Origin of the sequence: Citrobacter sp. CK198, assembly GCF_030333295.1 — a bacterium.
Lineage (GTDB): Bacteria > Pseudomonadota > Gammaproteobacteria > Enterobacterales > Enterobacteriaceae > Citrobacter_B > Citrobacter_B koseri.
Map to the genome: position 1 here is coordinate 303,834 of NZ_JAOWGE010000034.1, position 22,630 is coordinate 326,463.

Annotated in this window: 19 protein-coding genes; 13 read left to right on the forward strand and 6 right to left on the reverse strand. The window is 57.4% G+C overall.

Annotation, left to right across the window (positions count from 1 at the left end; translation table 11 throughout):
* The first annotated feature begins 111 nt into the window (after positions 1–111).
* Both nuoM and nuoN read left to right on the forward strand, forming a co-directional pair.
* The gene (gene nuoM, locus OGY62_RS16530; protein ID WP_012131500.1) at positions 112–1,641 is read left to right on the forward strand and encodes an NADH-quinone oxidoreductase subunit M; all 1,530 of its coding nucleotides are present in this window, start codon (positions 112–114) and stop codon (positions 1,639–1,641) included.
* Positions 1,642–1,647: 6 nt separating this feature from the next.
* Positions 1,648–3,105, forward strand: coding sequence for an NADH-quinone oxidoreductase subunit NuoN (nuoN, locus tag OGY62_RS16535; protein ID WP_012131501.1), 1,458 nt, complete (start codon positions 1,648–1,650; stop codon positions 3,103–3,105).
* A gap of 62 nt (positions 3,106–3,167) precedes the next feature.
* Here nuoN and OGY62_RS16540 read toward each other — a convergent pair whose 3' ends face one another.
* Positions 3,168–4,172, reverse strand: coding sequence for a chemotaxis protein (locus OGY62_RS16540; protein ID WP_012131502.1), 1,005 nt, complete (start codon positions 4,170–4,172; stop codon positions 3,168–3,170).
* A 64-nt stretch (positions 4,173–4,236) separates the two neighbouring features.
* Entirely contained in the window at positions 4,237–5,154 is a 918-nt protein-coding gene (gene rbn / locus OGY62_RS16545) for a ribonuclease BN (RefSeq protein ID WP_286460296.1), read from the reverse strand.
* A 65-nt stretch (positions 5,155–5,219) separates the two neighbouring features.
* Here rbn and OGY62_RS16550 point away from each other — a divergent pair, with 65 nt between their 5' ends.
* The 8 genes from OGY62_RS16550 (at position 5,220) to menE (ending at position 13,234) form a co-directional block, all read left to right on the forward strand.
* A complete protein-coding gene (locus tag OGY62_RS16550) occupies positions 5,220–5,681 on the forward strand; it encodes a GNAT family N-acetyltransferase (protein WP_012131504.1) in 462 nt (153 codons plus the stop codon).
* Positions 5,682–5,734: 53 nt separating this feature from the next.
* On the forward strand, positions 5,735–6,040 hold the full coding sequence (gene elaB, locus OGY62_RS16555) for a stress response protein ElaB (RefSeq protein WP_012131505.1): 306 nt from the start codon (positions 5,735–5,737) through the stop codon (positions 6,038–6,040).
* Between the two features lie 95 nt (positions 6,041–6,135).
* Positions 6,136–7,434: an isochorismate synthase MenF gene (gene menF, locus OGY62_RS16560; RefSeq protein WP_286460297.1), complete on the forward strand. Its 1,299-nt coding sequence runs from the start codon at positions 6,136–6,138 to the stop codon at positions 7,432–7,434.
* A gap of 128 nt (positions 7,435–7,562) precedes the next feature.
* Positions 7,563–9,233, forward strand: coding sequence for a 2-succinyl-5-enolpyruvyl-6-hydroxy-3-cyclohexene-1-carboxylic-acid synthase (gene menD / locus OGY62_RS16565; RefSeq protein WP_071260232.1), 1,671 nt, complete (start codon positions 7,563–7,565; stop codon positions 9,231–9,233).
* On the forward strand, positions 9,230–9,988 hold the full coding sequence (gene menH / locus OGY62_RS16570; RefSeq protein WP_134769204.1) for a 2-succinyl-6-hydroxy-2,4-cyclohexadiene-1-carboxylate synthase: 759 nt from the start codon (positions 9,230–9,232) through the stop codon (positions 9,986–9,988). Before menD ends, menH begins: the two co-directional genes overlap by 4 nt.
* Before the next feature lie 14 nt (positions 9,989–10,002).
* Positions 10,003–10,860, forward strand: a complete 858-nt coding sequence (menB, locus tag OGY62_RS16575) for a 1,4-dihydroxy-2-naphthoyl-CoA synthase (RefSeq protein WP_012131509.1) — start codon at positions 10,003–10,005, stop codon at positions 10,858–10,860.
* The gene (gene menC / locus OGY62_RS16580) at positions 10,860–11,822 is read left to right on the forward strand and encodes an o-succinylbenzoate synthase (RefSeq protein ID WP_286460298.1); all 963 of its coding nucleotides are present in this window, start codon (positions 10,860–10,862) and stop codon (positions 11,820–11,822) included. The genes menB and menC overlap by 1 nt, the downstream gene beginning before the upstream one ends.
* A complete protein-coding gene (gene menE, locus OGY62_RS16585) occupies positions 11,819–13,234 on the forward strand; it encodes an o-succinylbenzoate--CoA ligase (RefSeq protein ID WP_286460299.1) in 1,416 nt (471 codons plus the stop codon). Before menC ends, menE begins: the two co-directional genes overlap by 4 nt.
* A 38-nt stretch (positions 13,235–13,272) precedes the next feature.
* Here the strand turns inward: menE and OGY62_RS16590 are convergent, their stop codons facing one another.
* Positions 13,273–14,721 carry a catalase gene (locus OGY62_RS16590; protein WP_047462365.1) on the reverse strand — a complete coding sequence of 483 codons (1,449 nt, stop codon included), beginning with the start codon at positions 14,719–14,721 and terminating at the stop codon, positions 13,273–13,275.
* A gap of 272 nt (positions 14,722–14,993) precedes the next feature.
* On the opposite strand from OGY62_RS16590, the gene OGY62_RS16595 reads away from it, so the two are divergent.
* Positions 14,994–15,536, forward strand: coding sequence for a YfaZ family protein (locus OGY62_RS16595; RefSeq protein WP_012131513.1), 543 nt, complete (start codon positions 14,994–14,996; stop codon positions 15,534–15,536).
* A gap of 136 nt (positions 15,537–15,672) precedes the next feature.
* Positions 15,673–16,869 (forward strand): nicotinamide mononucleotide deamidase-related protein YfaY, encoded by a 1,197-nt coding sequence (locus OGY62_RS16600; RefSeq protein WP_012131514.1) that lies wholly within the window; start codon positions 15,673–15,675, stop codon positions 16,867–16,869.
* 63 nt (positions 16,870–16,932) lie between these two features.
* Here the strand turns inward: OGY62_RS16600 and glpC are convergent, their stop codons facing one another.
* Genes glpC through glpA form a run of 3 tightly spaced genes read right to left on the reverse strand, consistent with a single transcriptional unit; the run spans position 16,933 to position 20,997 of the window.
* Entirely contained in the window at positions 16,933–18,123 is a 1,191-nt protein-coding gene (gene glpC / locus OGY62_RS16605; protein ID WP_058667751.1) for an anaerobic glycerol-3-phosphate dehydrogenase subunit GlpC, read from the reverse strand.
* Positions 18,120–19,379 (reverse strand): glycerol-3-phosphate dehydrogenase subunit GlpB, encoded by a 1,260-nt coding sequence (glpB, locus tag OGY62_RS16610; RefSeq protein ID WP_286460300.1) that lies wholly within the window; start codon positions 19,377–19,379, stop codon positions 18,120–18,122. Before glpB ends, glpC begins: the two co-directional genes overlap by 4 nt.
* Positions 19,369–20,997, reverse strand: coding sequence for an anaerobic glycerol-3-phosphate dehydrogenase subunit A (gene glpA / locus OGY62_RS16615; RefSeq protein WP_012131517.1), 1,629 nt, complete (start codon positions 20,995–20,997; stop codon positions 19,369–19,371). Before glpA ends, glpB begins: the two co-directional genes overlap by 11 nt.
* Before the next feature lie 273 nt (positions 20,998–21,270).
* On the opposite strand from glpA, the gene glpT reads away from it, so the two are divergent.
* On the forward strand, positions 21,271–22,629 hold the full coding sequence (gene glpT / locus OGY62_RS16620; protein ID WP_047462375.1) for a glycerol-3-phosphate transporter: 1,359 nt from the start codon (positions 21,271–21,273) through the stop codon (positions 22,627–22,629).
* The last annotated feature ends 1 nt before the right edge of the window (position 22,630 follow it).

Below are 22,630 nucleotides of genomic sequence, written 5' to 3' on the forward strand. Positions count from 1 at the left end.
AGCGTTAGCGCCACCGGGCAAAAAAGGCCGCAATCCGAAGTGAATTTTCTGTTGTGAGAATTCGTTGAAAATCAGGTCCTGATGGGACTTTAACAAGGAATAAAGATCGCCATGTTACTACCCTGGCTAATATTAATTCCCTTTATCGGTGGCTTTCTGTGCTGGCAGACCGAACGCTTCGGCGTGAAGGTGCCGCGCTGGATTGCGCTGATCACCATGGGACTGACGCTGGCGCTTGGCCTGCAACTGTGGTTGCAGGGCGGCTATTCACTGACGCAAGCCGCTGGCATTCCGCAGTGGCAGTCTGAGTTCATTCTGCCGTGGATCCCGCGCTTCGGCATCTCTATCCATCTGGCTATCGACGGTTTGTCGCTGCTGATGGTGGTGCTGACCGGTCTGCTGGGCGTTCTGGCGGTACTCTGCTCCTGGAATGAAATCGAAAAATATCAGGGCTTCTTCCACCTGAACCTGATGTGGATTCTGGGCGGCGTTATCGGCGTGTTCCTTGCCATCGACATGTTCCTGTTCTTCTTCTTCTGGGAAATGATGCTGGTGCCGATGTACTTCCTGATCGCGCTGTGGGGGCACAAAGCCTCTGACGGTAAAACGCGTATCACGGCGGCTACCAAGTTCTTCATCTATACCCAGGCGAGCGGTCTGGTGATGCTGATTGCCATCCTGGCGCTGGTGTTTGTACACCACAATGCGACCGGCGTCTGGACCTTCAACTACGAAGACCTGCTGAAAACGCCGATGTCGCACGGGGTGGAATACCTGCTGATGCTGGGCTTCTTCATCGCGTTTGCGGTGAAAATGCCGGTGGTTCCGCTACACGGCTGGCTGCCGGACGCGCACTCCCAGGCGCCGACCGCAGGTTCCGTTGACCTCGCCGGTATTTTGCTGAAAACGGCGGCTTACGGTCTGCTGCGCTTCTCGCTGCCGCTGTTCCCGAACGCCTCCGCCGAGTTTGCGCCGATTGCGATGTGGCTGGGTGTGATTGGCATCTTCTACGGCGCGTGGATGGCCTTCACCCAGTACGACATTAAACGTCTGATTGCGTACACTTCCGTTTCGCACATGGGCTTCGTACTGATTGCTATCTACACCGGCAGCCAGCTGGCGTACCAGGGCGCTGTAATCCAGATGATTGCGCACGGTCTGTCGGCAGCGGGTCTGTTCATCCTGTGTGGTCAGCTGTACGAACGTCTGCATACGCGTGATATGCGTATGATGGGCGGTCTGTGGAGCAAAATTAAATGGTTGCCTGCGCTGTCGATGTTCTTCGCGGTGGCGACGCTCGGTATGCCGGGCACCGGTAACTTCGTTGGCGAATTTATGATTCTGTTCGGTAGCTACCAGGTGGTTCCGGTCATTACCGTGATCTCAACCTTTGGTCTGGTGTTTGCTTCCGTTTACTCGCTGGCGATGCTGCATCGCGCTTACTTCGGTAAAGCGAAGAGCCAGATTGCCAGCCAGGACATGCCAGGGATGTCGCTGCGAGAGCTGTTTATCATCCTGTTGCTGGTCGTGCTTCTGGTACTGCTTGGCTTCTATCCGCAGCCGATTCTGGATACCTCGCATTCTGCGATGAGCAACATCCAGCAGTGGTTTGTTAATTCCGTTACTACTACAAGGCCGTAAATCGCCATGACAATAACTCCACAACACCTGATTGCGCTGCTACCGCTGCTGATCGTCGGCTTGACGGTGGTGGTTGTGATGCTCTCCATTGCGTGGCGACGCAATCACTTCCTCAATGCCACGCTGTCGGTCATTGGGCTTAACGCCGCGCTGGTTTCGCTCTGGTTTGTTGGCCAGGCGGGCGCGATGGACGTCACCCCGCTGATGCGCGTTGACGGTTTCGCCATGCTTTACACCGGGCTGGTTCTGCTGGCGAGTCTTGCCACCTGTACCTTTGCCTATCCGTGGCTTGAAGGCTATAACGATAACCAGGAAGAGTTCTACCTGCTGGTGCTGATTGCCGCATTGGGCGGTATTCTGCTGGCGAACGCCAACCACCTGGCGGCGCTGTTCCTCGGTATTGAGCTGATCTCTCTGCCGCTGTTTGGCCTGATTGGTTACGCCTTCCGTCAGAAACGCTCGCTGGAAGCCAGTATCAAATACACCATTCTGTCTGCCGCAGCGTCTTCCTTCCTGCTGTTCGGTATGGCGCTGGTGTACGCGCAGTCTGGCAACCTGTCGTTTGTCGCGCTCGGTAAGAGCCTCGGCGACGGCATGCTGCACGAACCGCTGCTGCTGGCGGGCTTCGGGCTGATGATTGTTGGTCTCGGCTTTAAACTCTCGCTGGTGCCGTTCCACCTGTGGACGCCAGACGTATACCAGGGCGCGCCGGCGCCGGTTTCCACCTTCCTGGCGACGGCGAGCAAAATCGCTATCTTCGGCGTGGTGATGCGTCTGTTCCTGTACGCGCCGGTTGGCGACAGCGAAGCGGTACGTATCGTGCTGGGCGTGATTGCCTTTGCCTCCATCATCTTCGGTAACCTGATGGCGCTGAGCCAGACCAACATTAAGCGTCTGCTCGGTTATTCCTCTATCTCTCACCTCGGCTATCTGCTGGTGGCGTTGATCGCCCTGCAAAGCGGCGAGATGTCGATGGAAGCCGTTGGCGTTTATCTGGCCGGTTATCTGTTCAGCAGCCTCGGCGCGTTCGGCGTGGTCAGCCTGATGTCCAGCCCGTTCCGTGGCCCGGATGCCGATTCACTGTTCTCCTACCGTGGTCTGTTCTGGCATCGTCCGATCCTCGCGGCGGTGATGACCGTGATGATGCTCTCTCTGGCAGGTATCCCGATGACGCTGGGCTTTATCGGCAAGTTCTACGTCCTGGCGGTCGGTGTGCAGGCCAGCCTGTGGTGGCTGGTTGCCGCGGTGGTGGTTGGTTCCGCGATTGGTCTCTACTACTACCTGCGTGTTGCGGTAAGCCTCTATCTGAGCGCGCCGCAGCAGCTTAACCGCGATGCGCCGTCTAACTGGCAGTACAGCGCGGGCGGTATTGTGGTTCTGATCTCCGCGCTGCTGGTTCTGGTGCTGGGTATCTACCCGCAACCGCTGATTAGCATCGTGCAGTTAGCTACGCCGCTGATGTAAGCGAAAGCAGAAACGAAAAAACCCGCCGTGGCGGGTTTTTTTATGCCCTGAACGTCAGGACGTTAACTCAGCAACTGACGGCTGACCAGCGGCCCGCTGACGTTTTGCGCGGCGCGTTCCATTACTTCCTGAATCACCGACGACAGTTCGTTGACTTCAAACTTCGCGACATAACCATCCGCTTTGACTTTACGCACATGATCTTCGTTGGCGCTGCCGGAAAGGGAAGAGTGGATCACCACCGGAATTTTCTTCAGGCGCTCGTCGGTTTTGATCTTACGCGTCAGGGTGAAACCGTCCATCTCCGGCATTTCGAGGTCGGTCAGCACCAGAGCGATTTTCTCGCTAATTGGTTTGCCTTCCGCCTCCGCTTCTTTCGCCAGTTGCTGGATTTTCTCCCAGGCATCCTGACCGGTAACGTGCATCTGATGCGGGATCTCCATCGCATTCAGCCCTTTCTCCAGCATGGCGCGGGCAACTTTAGAATCTTCCGCCACAATCGCCACCGCACCCGGCGTGATGTTGAACTTGCTGGTTTTCAAATTGGTGGCGCGCAAGTCGTGATTTGACGGCACGATATCATAGAGAATTTGCTCTACGTCGAGCACCAGCGCCAGGTTGTTGGTCTCTTTGTCTTCATCCAGACAGGCAATACTGGTGATATAGCGGCCGTTAACCGCTTTCTCGGCGGTATGCACCTGCTGCCAGTCCAGACGCATAATATTCTCGACGGACTCCACCGCAAATGCCTGTACGCTGCGCGCATATTCGGTGATCAGCAGGATGTTAAGCCCGTTCTCCGGTTTACACCCGGCCACGGCGGGCAGGTCGATGACCGGGATCACCTGATCGCGGATGTTGACCATACCTAAAAGCGGGGCTTTCATTCCGGCAGGGCGCGTAAATGTGGGCATTGGCACAATTTCGCGCAGTTTGAATACGTTGATGCCAAATAGCTCCGATTTCTGCTCATGCAGCGATGTGCCGAGACGGAATAACAGCAGTTCAAAGCGGTTAGACAGGGTTAAGTTAGCCCTGTCATCAATATCTTTCTGGAAATTATCCATCGCATCCTCAATATGAAAGCCAGCCTTTTCTCTGTTATCGGCACTGAGGAAGAAAAATGGAGCGTTAAACCGTGAAAACGGCGAAATCGTGAGCCAGCGCAGTTGCGGGGAAGATCGCCTGACATTCTGCCAGCAGGCGTTGACTGCCTCTGTCGTCGTAACGCGAGCTGACGTGAGTAATGATGAGCTGGCCCACGTCGGCATCGTGCGCCAGCTGCGCGGTCTGCCTGGTGGAGCTGTGCCCACGGCTGTTGGCTTTTTCTTCCATTGAGGTATCCAGCGTTGCTTCGTGCACCATTACGTCCACGCCTTTTGCCAGCGTGATGGCCGACGCGCATGGCGCGGTGTCGCCAAATATCGCCACCGATTTCCCGGGCGTAGCTGGCGCGAGAAAATCGGCGCCGTTAATAACGCGACCATCGTTCAGGGTGACGGTTTTACCCGCTTTCAGATCCTGAAACAGCGGGCCGGGCTTCACGCCTGCCGCTTTTAGCGCACTGGCATCCAGCGCGCCGGGCTTGTCATGCTCTTCAATCCGATAGCCATAGCATTCAAGCGGATGCTCAAGCGCAAAGGCGGTCACTTTGCGCAGACCGTCGTCCAGAATTTCGCCGGCGGTAATTTCAACGATCTCCAGCGGATAATCAGTCCAGGAGCCGCTAAGGCGCAATGCGGTTTCGGTGAACTCGCGAATGCCTTTGGGGCCGTAAATCGTCAGCGGCTGTGCGTTTCCCGCCATCGAACGGCTGCACAGCAGACCGGGCAAACCGAAAAGGTGATCGCCATGCAGATGGCTGATGAAAATGCGATCGAGCTTACCTGGGTTAAACGCGGTGTTGAGCATCTGGTGCTGGGTGCCTTCACCGCAGTCGAATAACCATAGCCCCGCCTGCGTCGGGTGCTGTAAATTCAGTAATATGGCCGTGACATTACGCGTGCGGGTAGGAACGCCGGCAGAAGTACCTAAAAAAATTAATTCCATTATTTCATTACACGTTTAAAAAATATTCTGGCTAGTATAAAGCGAATACGTAAAAGGAGCGCACCATGATTCACTGGCAAGACCTGCATCATTCTGAATTATCCGTCCCGCAACTCTATGCGTTACTGAAATTGCGCTGCGCGGTATTTGTGGTTGAACAACGGTGTCCGTATCTGGATGTGGACGGCGATGACCTGGTGGGGGAGAACCGTCATATCCTGGGCTGGCATAACGATGAGCTGGTAGCGTATGCGAGGATTCTGAAAAGCGACGACGAACTGGAGCCGGTGGTGATTGGGCGCGTGATCGTCAGCGAAGCGCTGCGCGGCGAAAAACTGGGGCAACAGCTTATGGCGCAGACCCTGGCATCCTGCGAGCAACACTGGCCGGAGAAGGCGCTTTATCTCGGCGCACAGGCGCATCTGCAATCCTTCTATGCGCGATTCGGCTTTGTTCCGGTGACGGACGTTTATGACGAAGACGGTATCCCGCACATGGGTATGGCGCGCGAGGTTAGCCAGGTGTGATGTTCCGGTTTTGTCTATAGTTAGTGGGAACGTTAATCGAAAGGGAGAATATAATGTCTTTTCATTCTTATGGTTCACGTATTGATGACGACCTGGAACTTCTGAGCGAAACGCTGGAAGAGGTGCTGCGTTCCTCCGGCGATCCTGCCGATCAAAAATATGTTGAGTTAAAAGCACGCGCAGAACGGGCGCTTGAAGAGGTAAAAAATCGCGTCAGCCATGCGTCTGACAGCTACTATTACCGTGCAAAACAGGCGGTTTATAAAGCGGATGATTACGTGCATGAAAAACCCTGGCAAGGGATTGGCGCAGGTGCGGCGGTCGGCCTGGTGCTGGGACTACTGCTGGCGCGGCGGTAATGTAACCGGGATCGCATTTCCTCCCTAAACGGGGGTACTGCTTTTTCTCCGCTGTACCCCGTATAATGTGAGGTTTTTAACAGGGAGAGGTCCGCGTGCATTCAATCACTACTGCGCTGGAAAATCTGCGGCGCCAGTTATCGCAGGAGATACCGGCGGCGCCAGGAATGCGTATTGTTGATGTGCCTTTCCCTCTGAATGATGCGTTTGACGCATTAAGCTGGCTGGCCAGTCAGGCCATCTGGCCGCAATTTTACTGGCAACAGCGTAACGGCGATGAAGAAGCCGCGGTGCTCGGCGCCGTTGAAACGTTCCCCTCTCTCGAACAGGCGCAACACTTTCTCCGCCAGCATGAATCACAATCCGATTTGCGTATCTGGGGACTGAATGCGTTTGAACCGCAGCAGGGGCATTTGCTGCTGCCGCGTCTTGAATGGCGACGCGCTGGCGCTATGGCAACGCTGCGGCTGTATCTCTACAGCCCGGTTTCACTGCGTGAAGACGCCGGGCGGGCGATCGCGTTTCTCTCTTCATTAAGGGGCGTAAAGCCGATCCCGGCGCTGCGCCTGCACCTGACGGGCGAGCAGCACTGGCCGGATAAAGCGGGCTGGACCAGCCTGATTCAGCTTGCCACGCAGACTATCGCCGAAGACGATCTCGACAAAGTGGTGCTGGCGCGGGCGACGGATTTGCAGTTTTCCCATCCGGTGAATGCCGCCGCCGTGATGGCATCCAGTCGCCGTTTAAACCTTAACTGCTACCATTTTTTTATGGCGTTCTCCGCCGGGAGCGCCTTTCTTGGCTCGTCGCCGGAACGCCTTTGGCGGCGACGTGAAACAGCATTGCGCACCGAGGCGCTGGCCGGCACGGTGGCGAATCATCCCGACGACCATCAGGCCTGGCAACTGGGCGAATGGTTGATGAAGGATGATAAAAACCAGCGTGAAAACATGCTGGTGGTGGAAGATATTTGTCAACGCCTGCAAAGCTGCACCCACTCGCTCGATGTTTTGCCGCCGCAGGTGCTCAGATTACGCAAAGTACAGCATCTGCGCCGCTGTATCTGGACGGCGCTCAATCAGGCTGACGACACGCTCTGTTTGCTACAGCTACAGCCCACGGCCGCCGTCGCGGGGATTCCGCGTGAACGGGCGCGCGCGTTTATTCAGCAACATGAACCGTTTGAACGTGAGTGGTATGCCGGGTCGGCGGGTTATCTGTCTTTACAGCAAAGCGAATTCTGCGTGACGCTGCGCTCGGCGAAAGTCGCGGCGAACGTTGTTCGTCTGTATGCCGGGGCAGGCATTGTGCGCGGGTCTGACCCGGAACAGGAATGGCAAGAGATCGACAACAAAGCGGCCGGGCTACGCACGTTATTACAGATGGAAAGCTAATGAGTCGCACATACACCTCATCCTTCAGGCGCTCTGCTGAATGATTTTGTGTATATTCCCGACTCATATCAATAATCCATTTTTTCTGATCCTTATACTGAGTCGCAATATTGATACCGGACAATCTCATGTCAGTAAGCGCATTTAACCGACGCTGGGCGGCGGTCATTCTGGAAGCACTCACTCGCCACGGCGTCAGGCATGTTTGCATTGCCCCTGGCTCCCGCTCCACGCCTTTAACCCTGGCGGCAGCGGAAAATTCAGCCTTTATTCATCACACGCACTTTGATGAGCGTGGTCTTGGTCATCTGGCGTTAGGGCTGGCGAAAGTCAGTAAGCAGCCCGTTGCCGTTATTGTTACTTCCGGTACGGCGGTGGCAAATCTCTATCCGGCTCTGATTGAAGCGGGGCTTACCGGTGAAAAACTGATTTTATTGACTGCGGACCGTCCGCCGGAACTGATTGACTGCGGCGCGAATCAGGCGATTCGTCAGGCCGGGATGTTCGCTTCTCATCCTTCTCAGACGCTCTCTTTGCCGCGCCCGACGCAGGATATTTCCGCGCGCTGGCTGGTCTCCACCCTTGATAACGTCCTGGCGACGCTGCATGCCGGCGCGGTACACATCAACTGCCCGTTTGCGGAACCGCTGTATGGTGATATGGACGACACGGGGCTTGCCTGGCAGCAGAGCCTTGGCGACTGGTGGCAGGATGACAAACCCTGGCTGCGCGAAGCGCGTCGGCTGGAAAGCGACAAACAGCGCGACTGGTTCTTCTGGCGGCAAAAACGCGGCGTAGTGGTGGCCGGGCGCATGAGCGCGGAAGAGGGCAAGAAAGTCGCGCTTTGGGCGCAGACGCTGGGCTGGCCGCTGATTGGCGACGTGCTGTCGCAAACCGGGCAGCCGCTGCCGTGCGCCGATCTCTGGCTGGGTAATGCGAAGGCCGTCACTGAGCTTCAGCAGGCGCAAATTGTGGTGCAACTCGGCAGCAGCCTGACCGGAAAGCGCCTGCTGCAATGGCAGGCCGCCTGCGAGCCGGAAGAGTACTGGATTATTGATAATATCGAAGGTCGTCTGGACCCGGCGCATCATCGCGGACGCAGGCTGGTGGCGAAAATCGCCGACTGGCTGGAGCTGCATCCGGCGGAGAAACGCCATCCCTGGTGCGTCGATATCCCGCGCCTGGCAGAGCAGGCGTGGCAGGCGGTTGTCGCGCGTCGTGATATGTTCGGCGAAGCGCAACTGGCGCACCGCATTCGCGACTATCTGCCGGAACAAGGGCAACTGTTTGTCGGCAACAGCCTGGTGGTGCGCCTGATTGACGCGCTGTCGCAGCTACCGGCCGGCTACCCGGTGTACAGCAACCGGGGTGCCAGCGGTATTGATGGTCTGATCTCGACGGCGGCGGGCGTTCAGCGCGCCAGCGCGAAATCGACGCTGGCTATCGTCGGCGATCTGTCTGCGCTCTACGACCTCAACGCGCTGGCGCTATTGCGCCAGGTGTCCGCGCCGTTTGTGCTGATTGTGGTGAATAACAACGGCGGGCAAATTTTCTCTTTGTTGCCGACGCCGCAGAGCGAGCGCGAGCGGTTTTACCTGATGCCGCAAAACGTCCATTTTGAACACGCGGCGGCCATGTTTAACCTCAAATATCACCGCCCGCAAAGCTGGGATGAGCTGGATGCGGCGCTGGCTGGCGCCTGGCGAACGCCGACAACCACGGTGATTGAGCTGGTCGTGAACGATACCGACGGGGCGCAAACCCTGCAACAGCTGCTGGCGCAGGTGAGCCATCTATGATCCTGCGCGCGCAGGCGAACGGTGGTCAGCCGGGGTCTCCCTGGCTGGTTTTCCTGCATGGATTTTCCGGTGATTGCCGGGAATGGCAGCAGATCGGTGAGCAGTTTCCCGACTTTTCGCGCCTGTATATCGACTTGCCTGGTCACGGCGATTCTGCCGATATTCGTGTCAGCGGCTTTGCTGATGTGTGCGACTTATTGCGTAACACATTATTTAGTTACAACATACTTAAATACTGGCTGGTCGGCTACTCGCTCGGCGGCAGAGTGGCGATGATGGCGGCGTGCCAGACTCTGCCGGGTCTTTGCGGGCTGGTGGTTGAAGGTGGCCACCCGGGGCTGCAACGCGAGGCCGAGCGTGACGCGCGCCGACGGTCTGACGGTCGTTGGGCAGCGCGCTTTCGCCGTGAACCGCTGCGCGACGTGTTTACTGACTGGTATCAGCAGCCGGTTTTCGCTTCGCTGGATGCTTCGCAAAGAGAGGCATTAGTCACGCTGCGCAGCCAGAACAATGGCGAAACGCTGGCGGCGATGCTGGAGGCAACCTCGCTTGCCGTACAGCCTGATTTACGCGCGCGGCTAAATGCGCGCACATTTCCGTTTTATTATTTATGTGGTGAACGCGACAGCAAATTCCGCGCGCTGGCGGCGGAGTTGTCTGTACCTTGCCATATGATTCGTAACGCCGGACACAACGCGCATCGGGAAAACCCCGCAGGCGTGGTGGACAGTCTGGCTCAGATTCTGCGTCTCTGACTAAAGGACACACTATGATCTATCCTGATGAAACAATGCTTTACGCACCGGTTGAATGGCACGACTGCTCCGAAGGTTACACGGACATTCGTTATGAAAAATCCACCGATGGTATTGCAAAAATCACCATTAACCGTCCACAGGTGCGCAACGCATTCCGTCCTTTGACCGTCAAAGAGATGATCCAGGCGCTGGCGGATGCCCGGTATGACGACAACGTGGGCGTCATTATTCTGACCGGCGAAGGCGAGAAAGCTTTCTGTGCGGGCGGCGACCAGAAAGTGCGCGGCGACTACGGCGGATACCAGGATGATTCCGGCGTGCATCACCTGAACGTACTGGATTTCCAGCGCCAGATCCGTACCTGCCCGAAACCGGTCGTGGCGATGGTCGCAGGGTACTCTATCGGCGGCGGTCACGTACTGCACATGATGTGTGACCTGACCATCGCGGCGGAAAACGCCATCTTCGGCCAGACGGGCCCGAAAGTCGGCTCCTTCGACGGCGGCTGGGGCGCTTCCTATATGGCGCGTATCGTCGGGCAGAAAAAAGCACGTGAAATCTGGTTCCTGTGCCGTCAGTACGACGCTAAACAGGCGCTGGATATGGGGCTGGTCAACACCGTCGTACCGCTGGACTCCCTCGAAAAAGAGACCGTGCGCTGGTGCCGCGAAATGTTGCAGAACAGCCCGATGGCGCTGCGCTGCCTGAAAGCCGCGCTGAACGCCGACTGCGACGGTCAGGCGGGTCTACAGGAGCTGGCGGGCAACGCCACGATGCTGTTCTACATGACGGAAGAAGGTCAGGAAGGCCGTAACGCTTTCAACCAGAAACGTCAGCCTGATTTCAGCAAATTCAAACGGAATCCGTAATGCGTAGCGCGCAGGTGTACCGCTGGCAGATCCCCATGGACGCGGGGGTGGTTCTGCGCGACAGGCGGTTAAAAACTCGCGACGGGCTGTATGTCCGTCTGTGCGACGGCGAGCGCGAAGGGTGGGGGGAGATCTCCCCGCTTCCGGGTTTCAGCCAGGAAACCCTGGAAGAGGCGCAGGCCGCGCTGCTGGACTGGGTTAACGGCTGGCTGCAAGGCCAGTCAACGTTGCCTGAAGTGCCCTCCGTGGCGTTTGGCGTTAGCTGTGCGCTGGCGGAGGCGGCGGGGACGTTGCCAGAGGCGGCGGATTACCGCGCCGCGCCGCTGTGTACGGGCGATCCAGACGATCTGGTGCTGCAACTGGCTGATATGCCAGGCGAGAAAGTCGCCAAGATCAAAGTCGGTCTGTACGAAGCGGTACGCGACGGAATGGTGGTCAACCTGCTGCTGGAGGCGGTTCCCGATCTGCATCTGCGTCTGGATGCCAATCGCGCCTGGACGCCGCTGAAAGCGCAGCAGTTCGCGAAATACGTCAACCCGGACTACCGTGCCCGCATCGCCTTCCTCGAAGAACCGTGTAAAACCCGCGACGACTCCCGCGCCTTTGCGTGTGAAACCGGGATTGCGATTGCCTGGGATGAAAGTCTGCGTGAAGACGATTTTGTCTTTGCGGCGGAAGCGGGCGTCAGCGCGGTGGTCATCAAACCGACGCTCACCGGAAGCCTGGAAAAGGTTCGCGAGCAGGTACAGGCCGCGCATACGCTGGGACTGACGGCGGTGATCAGCTCTTCCATCGAGTCGAGCCTCGGTTTAACGCAGCTGGCGCGTATTGCCGCGTGGCTGACGCCGCAGACCATTCCGGGTCTGGATACGCTAAGCCTGATGCAAACCCAGCAGGTGCGCCGCTGGCCGGGCAACGCTTTGCCGTGTGTTAGCGACGATGCGCTGGAACGGCTGCTATGAGCCTCCGGGAAATGCCCGATAGCGCAAGCGTATCGGGCCTCCAGCCGTCATCTTTTAATGACTGGCCGTGGCGTCACTGGCGGCAGGTATGGGGAGATGCGCCTGCCTTACGCCTTAATGATGAAGTGCTAAGCTGGCGCACACTCTGTACCCGTATTGACGCGCTGGCGAGCGGTTTTGCCGCTCAGGGTGTCTCTGAAGGCTGCGGCGTGATGCTGCGCGCCTGGAATCACCCGCAAACGCTGCTGGCCTGGCTGGCTTTACTGCAATGCGGGGCAAGAGTCCTGCCGGTTAACCCGCAGCTTCCACAACCGCTGCTCGACGCGCTGCTGCCGGACTTAACGCTCCGGTTTGCTTTGCTGCTGGAGAGGGAGAATACCTTCCCGGCGTTGCAACCGCTGCAAATGCAGCAAGAGTCAGGCGAACACGCCGCAGACTGGCAGCCAACGCGGCTGAGTTCAATGACGCTGACCTCTGGCTCAACCGGATTACCCAAGGCCGCAGTGCATACCTGCCAGGCGCATCTGGCCAGCGCGGAGGGGGTGCTGTCCCTGATGCCGTTTGCCGATGGGGATGACTGGCTATTATCGCTGCCGCTGTTTCACGTTTCCGGCCAGGGCATTATGTGGCGCTGGTTGTTTGCGGGCGCCCGAATGACCGTGCGTGAGAAGCAGCCGCTGGAAGCAATGCTGCAAGGGTGTACGCATGCGTCTCTGGTTCCCACTCAGCTGTGGCGGCTGCTGGAGAATCCGGCATCGGTAACGTTGAAAGCGGTACTGCTGGGCGGCGCGGCTATCCCGGTTGAACTGACGGAGCAGGCTCGCGCACAGGGTATTCGCTGCTGGTGCGGTTATGGCCTGACGGAATTTGCCTCGACGGTGTGCGCGAAAGAGGCCGACGGCCTGGGCGATGTCGGCGCGGCGTTACCGGGGCGGGAAGTCCGAATCGTGAATGACGAAGTCTGGCTACGCGCCGCCAGCATGGCGGAAGGCTACTGGCGCGACGGTAAGCTGATCCCGCTGGTGAACGGTGAAGGCTGGTTCGCCACCCGCGATCGCGGCGAACTGAACGACGGTAAGCTGACGATTGCCGGTCGGCTGGATAATCTGTTCTTCAGCGGCGGAGAAGGCATTCAGCCGGAAGAGGTGGAACGCGTTATCTCGGCGCATCCACATGTTCTACAGGCGTTCGTGGTGCCGGTAGAGGACAGGGAGTTCGGCCATCGTCCGGTGGCGGTGGTGGAATATGACGCGCAGGCCGGGAACGTCGATCTCGCGGAATGGGTGAAAGACAAGCTGGCGCGTTTTCAGCAGCCGGTACGCTGGTTGACGTTGCCATCAGCGCTGAAAAACGGCGGGATCAAAGTTTCGCGCCGGGCATTGCAGGAGTGGGTGCGCGCTAACCGTCCGTAATGTAAGCAACACGGGAGCCGCAGCTCCCGTGGAAACGGTTATTTCGCTTCTTTTAACGCCCGCAGGGCAGCGGCGACGCCCGCGCCATAGTCAGGATGAACTTCGCTAAACAAGCCAATCTGACGCTGCTGAATAAATTCTGGCACATCTTTCATGTCACCGGCGATGCGCGCGAACATACGCTGATGTTCTTCATCACTCAGCAACTCATACAGCTTACGCGGCTGGCTGAAGTAGTCCGTATCTTCCCGGTGATCCCAGTGCGCGGCAGCGCCTTCGACAGAGAGCGGCGGTTCGCTGAAATCAGGCTGTTCCTGGAAGACGCCAAAGCTGTTTGGCTCATAGGTTGGGCCGTTGCCGCTGTTGCCGTCCACCCGCATCGCGCCGTCACGATGGTAGTTATGGAACGGGCAGCGCGGGGCGTTGACCGGGATCTGCTGATGGTTAACGCCCAGACGATAGCGGTGCGCATCGCCATAGGAGAAGAGACGCCCCTGCAACATACGGTCAGGAGAGAAGCTAATCCCCGGCACGACGTTCGCCGGGTTCATCGCTACCTGTTCCACTTCGGAGAAATAGTTTTCCGGGTTGCGGTTCAGTTCCAGCACGCCGACTTCAATCAGCGGGTAATCGCCGTGCGGCCATACTTTGGTCAGATCAAACGGGTTGTACGGCACCTGTGAGGCTTCGGCTTCCGGCATGATCTGCACGTAGAATTTCCAGCGGGGGAAGTTGCCCTGTTCAATGGCGTTGTACAGGTCGCGCTGAGAGCTTTCGCGATCGTCCGCCACCAGGCGTTTCGCTTCGTCATCCATCAGGTTGGCGATGCCCTGCTGCGATTTCAGGTGGAATTTCACCCAGAAACGTTCGTTGTCGCTGTTGATAAAGCTGAATGTGTGGCTACCGAAACCGTGCATCGTACGGTAAGAGAAAGGCAAACCCCGGTCGCTAAAGTCGATAGTTAACTGGTGCAGCGATTCCGGCAGATGGGAGAAAAAGTCCCATTTGTAGGTCGGATTGCGCAGGTTGGTGCGTGGGTCGCGCTTCACGACATGGTTCAGATCCGGGAATTTCAGCGGATCGCGCAGATAGAAAACGGGCGTGTTGTTACCCACCAGATCCCAGTTGCCCTCTTCAGTGTAAAACTTGATCGCAAACCCGCGAATATCGCGCTCGGCATCCGCCGCGCCGCGCTCTCCCGCCACGGTGGAAAAACGCAGGAACAGATCCGTTTTTTTACCGGGCTCCGAAAAGATTTTTGCGCGAGTGTAACGTGAAATATCGTGCGTGACGGTGAAGGTGCCGTACGCGCCTGAGCCTTTGGCATGCATACGGCGCTCAGGGATCACTTCACGATCGAAGTGGGCCAGTTTTTCCAGGAACCAGATGTCCTGTAGCAGCATGGGGCCGCGTGGGCCAGCGGTTGCAACGTTGTTATTATGGGCGACAGGCACACCTGCTGCGGTGGTGAGTCCTTTTTTGCTCATCTTTATCTCCCGACGATCGTTAGAAAAAATGTTTAATTTCCGTTTAATTTCGGAAACTAATGTAGAAAATATTTGTGAATGAAATATTGATCTCGGGCAATGACTGCTGCGCTAAACGCCTCTTCTTGTAACGTTTAATAAACCTGAAAGGTAGTGTTTAGTTACAATATGTTATTAGATCGCTTTTTTAGCTCATTGATTCTGTTGCGCCTGGCAGTACAATCCTGCGGTTTTGGGGTCTTTTGTTTATTTCTTTGCTGGAAAGGGTAAAAATGAAAAAAAGCATTTTATTAGGCGTTGCCGGACTGTTGTTCGCTTCTGCATCGGCGAATGCGATGAGCATTAGCGGCCAGGCGGGTAAAGATTACACCAACGTTGGCGTAGGTTTCGGTACTGAATCCACCGGGCTGGCGTTGAGCGGCAACTGGATGCATAACGACGACGATGGCGACGCTGCCGGCGTGGGGCTCGGCCTGAATATTCCGCTTGGGCCGTTGCTGGCAACGGTCGGTGGGAAAGGCGTTTATACCAATCCGAACGACGGCGATGAAGGCTATGCGGCGGCGGTAGGCGGCGGGTTACAGTGGAAAATCGGCGACAGCTTCCGTCTGTTTGGCGAGTATTACTACTCTCCAGATTCACTGTCCAGCGGCATCGACAGCTATGAAGAAGCCAATGCCGGAGCGCGCTTTACCATTATGCGCCCGCTGAGCATTGAAGCGGGCTATCGCTATCTGAACCTGGCGGGTAAAGACGGCAACCGTGACAACGCGATTGCCGATGGCCCGTACGTCGGCGTTAACGCCAGCTTCTGATTTTCGGGCGCGGCATCCGTCGCGCCGTTTCCTGTATGCTATAGCCTTCTTTCCCGGTTTGTTTCCTCTGAGTTTCTTACTCCGCCCCAGCGGGCTTTGCGTTATAGTGTTTTCATCATAGAAGCAGGAGAACACGATGTTAAACGTGGAGATGTTATCCACCGGGGATGAAGTGTTGCACGGGCAAATCGTCGACACGAATGCCGCCTGGCTGGCCGATTTTTTCTTTAATCAGGGGCTGCCGTTATCACGCCGAAATACGGTGGGAGATAATCTGGATGCGCTGGTCGCCATTTTACGCGAACGTAGCGAACATGCTGATGTGCTGATTGTGAATGGCGGCCTGGGGCCGACCAGCGATGATTTAAGCGCGCTGGCCGCCGCCACGGCGAAAGGTGAAGGTCTGGTGCTTCATGACGCGTGGCTGGCTGAGATGGAGCGTTTTTTCCATGAGCGCGGGCGGGTTATGGCGCCGAGTAACCGCAAGCAGGCAGAACTGCCCGCCAGCGCCGAGTTTATTAATAACCCGGTTGGCACCGCCTGTGGGTTTGCGGTGAAGCTAAATCGCTGCCTGATGTTCTTTACCCCGGGCGTCCCGTCTGAATTTAAGGTGATGGTCGAGCATGAAATTATGCCGCGTCTGCGTGCGCGTTTTGCGCTTCCTGAACCGCCGGTTTGTCTGCGACTCACCACGTTTGGACGTTCGGAAAGCGATCTGGCGCAGAGCCTCGATTCGCTGCCGCTACCGGCGGGCGTGACGATGGGATATCGCTCTTCAATGCCGATTATTGAACTGAAACTCACCGGCCCGGATGCGCAGCGGGACGCGATGCTGGCGCTATGGCCGGAGGTGAAGCGGGTGGCAGGGCAGAACCTGATTTTTGAAGGGACGGAAGGACTGCCTGCGCAAATCGCCCGTTGTTTGCAGACGCGCCAGCTCAGCCTGACGCTCAGCGAACAGTTCACCAGCGGGCTGCTGGCTTTGCAGCTTTCCCGTGCGAATGCGCCGATTCTTGCCAGCGAAGTGGTGCCTTCCCAGGAAGAGACGCTGGCTCAGACCGCGCACTGGACGACAGAGCGACGGAGCAACCACTACGCCGGACTGGCGCTGGCGGTATCCGGGCTGGAAAACGATCACCTTAATTTCGCGCTGGCGACGCCGGATGGGACATTTGCCCTGCGCGTGCATTTCAGCGCCAGCCGCTACAGTCTGGCGGTGCGGCAGGAAGTTTGCGCCATGATGGCGCTGAATATGGTGCGTCGGTGGTTAAACGGTCAGGATATTGCCAGTGAACATGGCTGGATTGAGGTGGTGGAGTCGTTAACCCTGTAGCCTGATGGCGCTGTGCTTATCGGGCCTGCCGTGGTTTGCAGGCCCGATAAGACGTTAACGCGCTTAACCTAATGCCTGGGCAAGCAGGGTAATCGGATGTTCGCAGCGTTTGCTTGTCGACATCTCAATTTGCCACTTACAGGTTTCACAGTCGGTCACCACAATATCCGCGCCGCTCTCTTCAATCTGGCGGAACAGCGGGGCGCCGATGGATTGCGAGGTGGGGTAGTTTTCCTTTTTAAAACCGTAGGTTCCGGCAATCCCACAGCACTGGGAGTCCAGCACGGTCAGTTCCAGACCTGGGATCTGGCGCAGCAACTCCAGCGTATAGAGCGTCCAGCCCATCTTCTCCATATGGCACGGCGTATGGTAAACCACCTTCAGCGGTAATTTTTTCAGCGGCAGCGTCTGGCCTGCATCGATCTTACGCCACAGCCAACGGGTCGCGAGTTCGATATGCTCACGCAGCCCGCTGTTATCCACGTCCAGCACTTCCGGGTATTCATCACGCAGGGCAAAGGTGCAGGTTGATGAGGTTGCGATAACCGGAATGCCTTTTACGCCAATCGCTTCTCTGAGCGACGCCACATTGCTCACCGCCTGCTTGCGCGCTTTATCGGTAAAACCGTTGGCGATCAGCGGCACGCCGCAACACTTCTCTTTACTTAACAACTGCACGCCGGTGCCCATTGCGTTCAGGACGTTAATTAAATCCTTACCGAGCTGCGGATGGTTGTAATTGACGAAGCAGCCGTGGAAGAAGGCGACCTGATCTTTGTACTGCGCCTGCTGTGCCGCAACGCTGCGATACCAGCGGCGGAAGGTGCCGAAGGAGTATTTCGGCAGCGTACGGCGATGGTCGATCTTCAACGCATAGTCGAGCAACTGACGAACCGGTTTCAGCGACGTCGCGGTATTGACGACCGGGGCGAACGGCGTAGAGACGCTGCCCATTAAATCGGTGTGGCTTAAGATAAAGTTGCGCAGCGACGGGCGCGAAGTGTCATATCTGGCGCGCGCACGCTGGATGATATCGCCAATTTTAACGTCTGACGGGCAGGCCACTTCGCAGCGTTTGCAGTTAATGCAGTATTTCAGCGCATCGTCGTACAGCGCGCCGTCTTTCAGGCGCAGGCGCTCGCCGTCCGGCCCTGCCTGTTTGGGGCCCGGATAGCCAGGATTCACCCGGCTGACCGGGCAGGCGGTGGTGCACACCGTGCATTTGATACAACTCTCGAAACTCGTATCGCTCATTGCTGACCTCCTGCACGTTCTGCAATGTGACGTGCGGCGTGTAAGGCGCTGACTGCGCATACGCCGCCTCCGCATCCCTGGGCTATCGGATCGAATCCGCCGAGCACCGAGCCGATGGCAAACAGATTTTCTACGGTCTGCCCCGCCAGTGAGGGGCGCAGCGCATCATCGGTCGTGACGCCAAACTGCTGCCAGGGTTGCGCATCAAAGAAATCACGCTGATACCATTCGGCGCGGGTGGCCGTTTGCTGAACGTCCAGTCCCATAATGGGTTCGCGAATACCGTCGCGTTCGGCGACCAGGCCGCTGCTGAAGAAGCTGCCGCTGGCGAGTACCGCAAAGCGCGGGCGCAGAGGAATGTCGGCATGGTTGCGGGTCCAGACTTCGCTCACGACGCCGTTACGGCAGGTCACTTTTTTCACCTCGTCGCCCGGCATCCAGATCCCGCCCTGACGAACAAACTGGCGCTGCAAGCGATTGTGCTGGCGAATGCCCGGCACAGAAGGCGGCAGCGTCGGCAGCAAATTCAGCGAGCAGGGCAGGCGTTCATTGAGCCAGCGCCAGAGGCTGTCATCCGCCAGGCCGAAACAGGCGGGCATGATGATCATGTCGCAGGTTTTTGCTATCGGTAAGAGCGCGTCGTGGAGCAACGGCCATTTTTCTTCGTTATCGAGCAAACGCGCAATATTCACCGCACGAAACTCCGTCGGGTTATCGCGTAATACGTCCAGCTCAGGCAGGTCGATCTCTGCCGTCTCTACCGTGAGATGGTGCTGACGCAGCGACGCCGCCGCGAGGTGCGCCTGAAAGTCCAGTAAACCGCTGATGCCGACGACGCAAATGCGTTGCGCGGCCAGCGGCCAGACGGGCACTTCTGGCGAGCTTAGCCAGGTGGCGCGCAATGTTCCCAACGGCGTGACACGCAGATGCGACTGTTGTACATCGCCCTGTAAATGCGCGCCAGACGCTTCCAGCAACGCTTGCGCCTGCTGCGCCAGTTCCAGAACGGTTGACGCGCCAATTGTGGTGTAAGGGTGCGTCGGCGCTTGTTCGCGTAACGCATTCAGACCTTCAGTGATATTTGTGACGGGCTGACCGTCCGGCAGGGTGCTGAGTAGATCCAGCGAGCCGGAGGAGAAGTGCAGCGCGCTTTGGCCGCGAGTGACAATCGCACAGCGCAAACCGTGTTTTTGCAGTTCCAGGCCACACAGTAATCCGGCGAGACCGCCACCCATAATGACCGTATCAAATTTCATCCTGGTGCTCCTTCTCCAGACCGCACAATCCCTGATAAACCCAGCGCGTGAACTCGCTTTCGCGCAGCGCGTCTCCCCAGGCGACAGGCTGTACGCCTTTCCAGCGTTCATTAAGGAACGCAGAAAGCTGAGTGATGGACTGAGCGGCGGTAGTGACATTAAAACGTTGCAGCAGCCCGGCGGCGCGGCAGGCGCACAGTTCTCCCTGACATGTGCCCATGCCTACGCGGGTACGGCGGCGCAGATCCAGCAGGCTGTTGACGGTTAAATTTTCGACGGCGTACTGCACTTCGCCTGCGGTGACCGCTTCGCATTCACAGACCAGGCTGCGGTGCTGGCGACCTTCGCTGAGCCAGGCCGGAGTACGATCGCCGTGACGATAGACGGCGGAACCGCGTAGCGGGGCGGGCAGCGAGATCACGCGTTTAAGCGTGTTTTCCGTGGGTTCCTGCGAGCCGGGAAGGGCGGTTTGCGCGGTGACGCAGGGGCGAGTGTTGCCCAGTTTTCGGCATACCGCGTCGGTTGCCCATTCCGCCATCAGGCGGTAGGTCATCAGCTTACCGCCCGTAATGGTGATAAACCCGTCCAGCCCGTCGCGTGCAGCATGGTCAAACAGCACAATGCCGCGGCTGACATTACGACCGCTCGGATCGTCATCGCTGGCGACCAGCGGACGCACGCCCGAGTAGGCGCGCAAAATGCGCGTTTTCGCCATCACCGGCGCCAGTTTTTCCCCTTCACGCAGCAGAATATCAACCTCTTCCGCAGTGACGCGGTTGCTGTCGATCTCGTTGTAATCAATGTGGGTCGACGTAGTACCGATGAGCGAGATGGTATCGCCGGGCACCAGAATATCGGCGTCGGACGGCTTGCGGCAGCGGTTAATCACATGCTGGTTAATGCGATGATCCATAATCAGCAGCGACCCTTTCGCCGGGAACATGCGGATGCTCAGATCGGCGTATTCCGCAATGCGCTGACCCCAGATGCCTGCGGCATTCACCACGACCGGCGCATGCAGCGATTGGCTTTCCCCTGTGAGATGGTTATGCACGTTCACACCGCAAATGGTCGCGCCTTCGCGAATAAGTCCGGTGACTTCATGCGCCGTTAAAATGATTGCGCCATGTTCTCTGGCATCCAGCATATTCGCGGCGGTCAGCCGGAAGGGATCGACAGTGCCGTCAGGCACTTTCACCGCGCCAATCAACTGCGGATTGACGGCCGGTTCGATCAGCCGCGCCTGTTGCGGATCAATCGCTTCGGCGCGAATGCCCGCCTCTTCGCAGGCGCGAATAAAGGTGGCCTGGAAGGATAATTCGTCTTCCGGCAAGGTAATGAACAGACCGTCCGTTGGCTCAACGCAGTGGCGGGCGATCCGTTTCAGAATCTGGTTTTCGCTGATGCATTCGCGGGCAGATTCCGCGTCGGTAACGGCATAGCGGGCGCCGCTATGCAGCAGGCCGTGGTTACGGCCGGTTGCGCCGGTCGCGATATCGTGGCGCTCAACTAAGATAACGCGCAATCCGCGTAGCGCACAGTCCCGGGCGATCCCTGCGCCTGTGGCTCCCCCACCAATGATAATCACGTCACTTGTTTGCGAGTCGCGAGTTTTCATGGTTATCCCTCACAGTTCGTTTTTTATCATTTAGCCACATAAAAAGCATGGTTTGTTTGATTTCGCGCATAATCGCTCATGATTCGAAAATGAAACGTGATTTCGTGCGCTTTTCTGAACATTTGTCATAAATGTGTAACAATCTGTGCTGTAATTCACATTAACGACAGGTATCTTTACTTAACATCGCGCCCACACTGGGAGCAGCGAGGTTGGTTAGTTAAACGAACTGCGGTGTTTACCTCTAATAAGACACGGCCACGGAGGCTACATATGTTAAGTATTTTTAAACCTGCGCAACATAAAACGCGCTTGCCAGCAGCGGAGATTGATCCGACATATCGTCGGCTGCGCTGGCAGATTTTCCTGGGGATTTTCTTTGGTTATGCCGCTTACTATCTGGTGCGTAAGAACTTTGCGCTGGCGATGCCTTACCTGGTAGAGCAGGGATTCTCGCGCGGCGATCTGGGTTTTGCGCTGTCCGGGATCTCCATCGCCTATGGTTTTTCGAAATTTATCATGGGGTCGGTCTCTGACCGCTCGAATCCGCGCGTTTTCCTGCCCGCAGGGTTGATTCTGGCGGCGGCCGTGATGTTGTTTATGGGCTTTGTGCCGTGGGCCACGTCCAGCATTGCCGTGATGTTCGTGCTGCTGTTCCTCTGCGGCTGGTTCCAGGGAATGGGGTGGCCGCCGTGCGGTCGTACAATGGTGCACTGGTGGTCACAGAAAGAACGTGGCGGTATCGTCTCCGTCTGGAACTGCGCGCATAACGTTGGCGGCGGTATTCCTCCGCTGCTGTTCCTGCTGGGGATGGCCTGGTTTAATGACTGGAAAGCCGCGCTCTACATGCCGGCGTTCGGTGCGATCCTGGTGGCGATTTTCGCTTTCGCGCTGATGCGCGATACGCCGCAGTCCTGCGGTCTGCCGCCGATTGAAGAGTACAAAAACGACTACCCGGATGATTACAACGAAAAAGCGGAAGAAGAGCTGACGGCAAAACAGATCTTTATGCAGTACGTGCTGCCGAACAAACTGTTGTGGTACATCGCGATTGCTAACGTGTTCGTTTACCTGCTGCGTTACGGCATCCTCGACTGGTCGCCGACCTACCTGAGAGAAGTGAAACACTTTGCGCTGGATAAATCGTCCTGGGCGTATTTCTTGTACGAATATGCCGGTATCCCGGGTACGCTGCTGTGCGGCTGGATGTCGGATAAAGTGTTCCGTGGCAACCGTGGCGCAACGGGCGTGTTCTTTATGACGCTGGTGACCATTGCCACAGTTGTTTACTGGCTGAACCCTCCAGGAAATCCGACCGTAGATATGGCTTGTATGATCGTTATCGGCTTCCTGATTTATGGCCCGGTCATGCTGATTGGTCTGCACGCGCTGGAACTGGCACCGAAAAAAGCGGCAGGTACGGCGGCGGGCTTCACCGGCCTGTTTGGTTATCTCGGCGGTTCCGTCGCGGCGAGCGCCATTGTTGGCTATACCGTTGACTTCTTCGGCTGGGACGGCGGCTTCATGGTGATGATCGGCGGCAGCGTTCTGGCGGTTATCCTGTTGATTATCGTGATGATTGGCGAAAAACGTCACCATGAAGAGCTGATGTTGAAACGCAACGGAGCTTAAG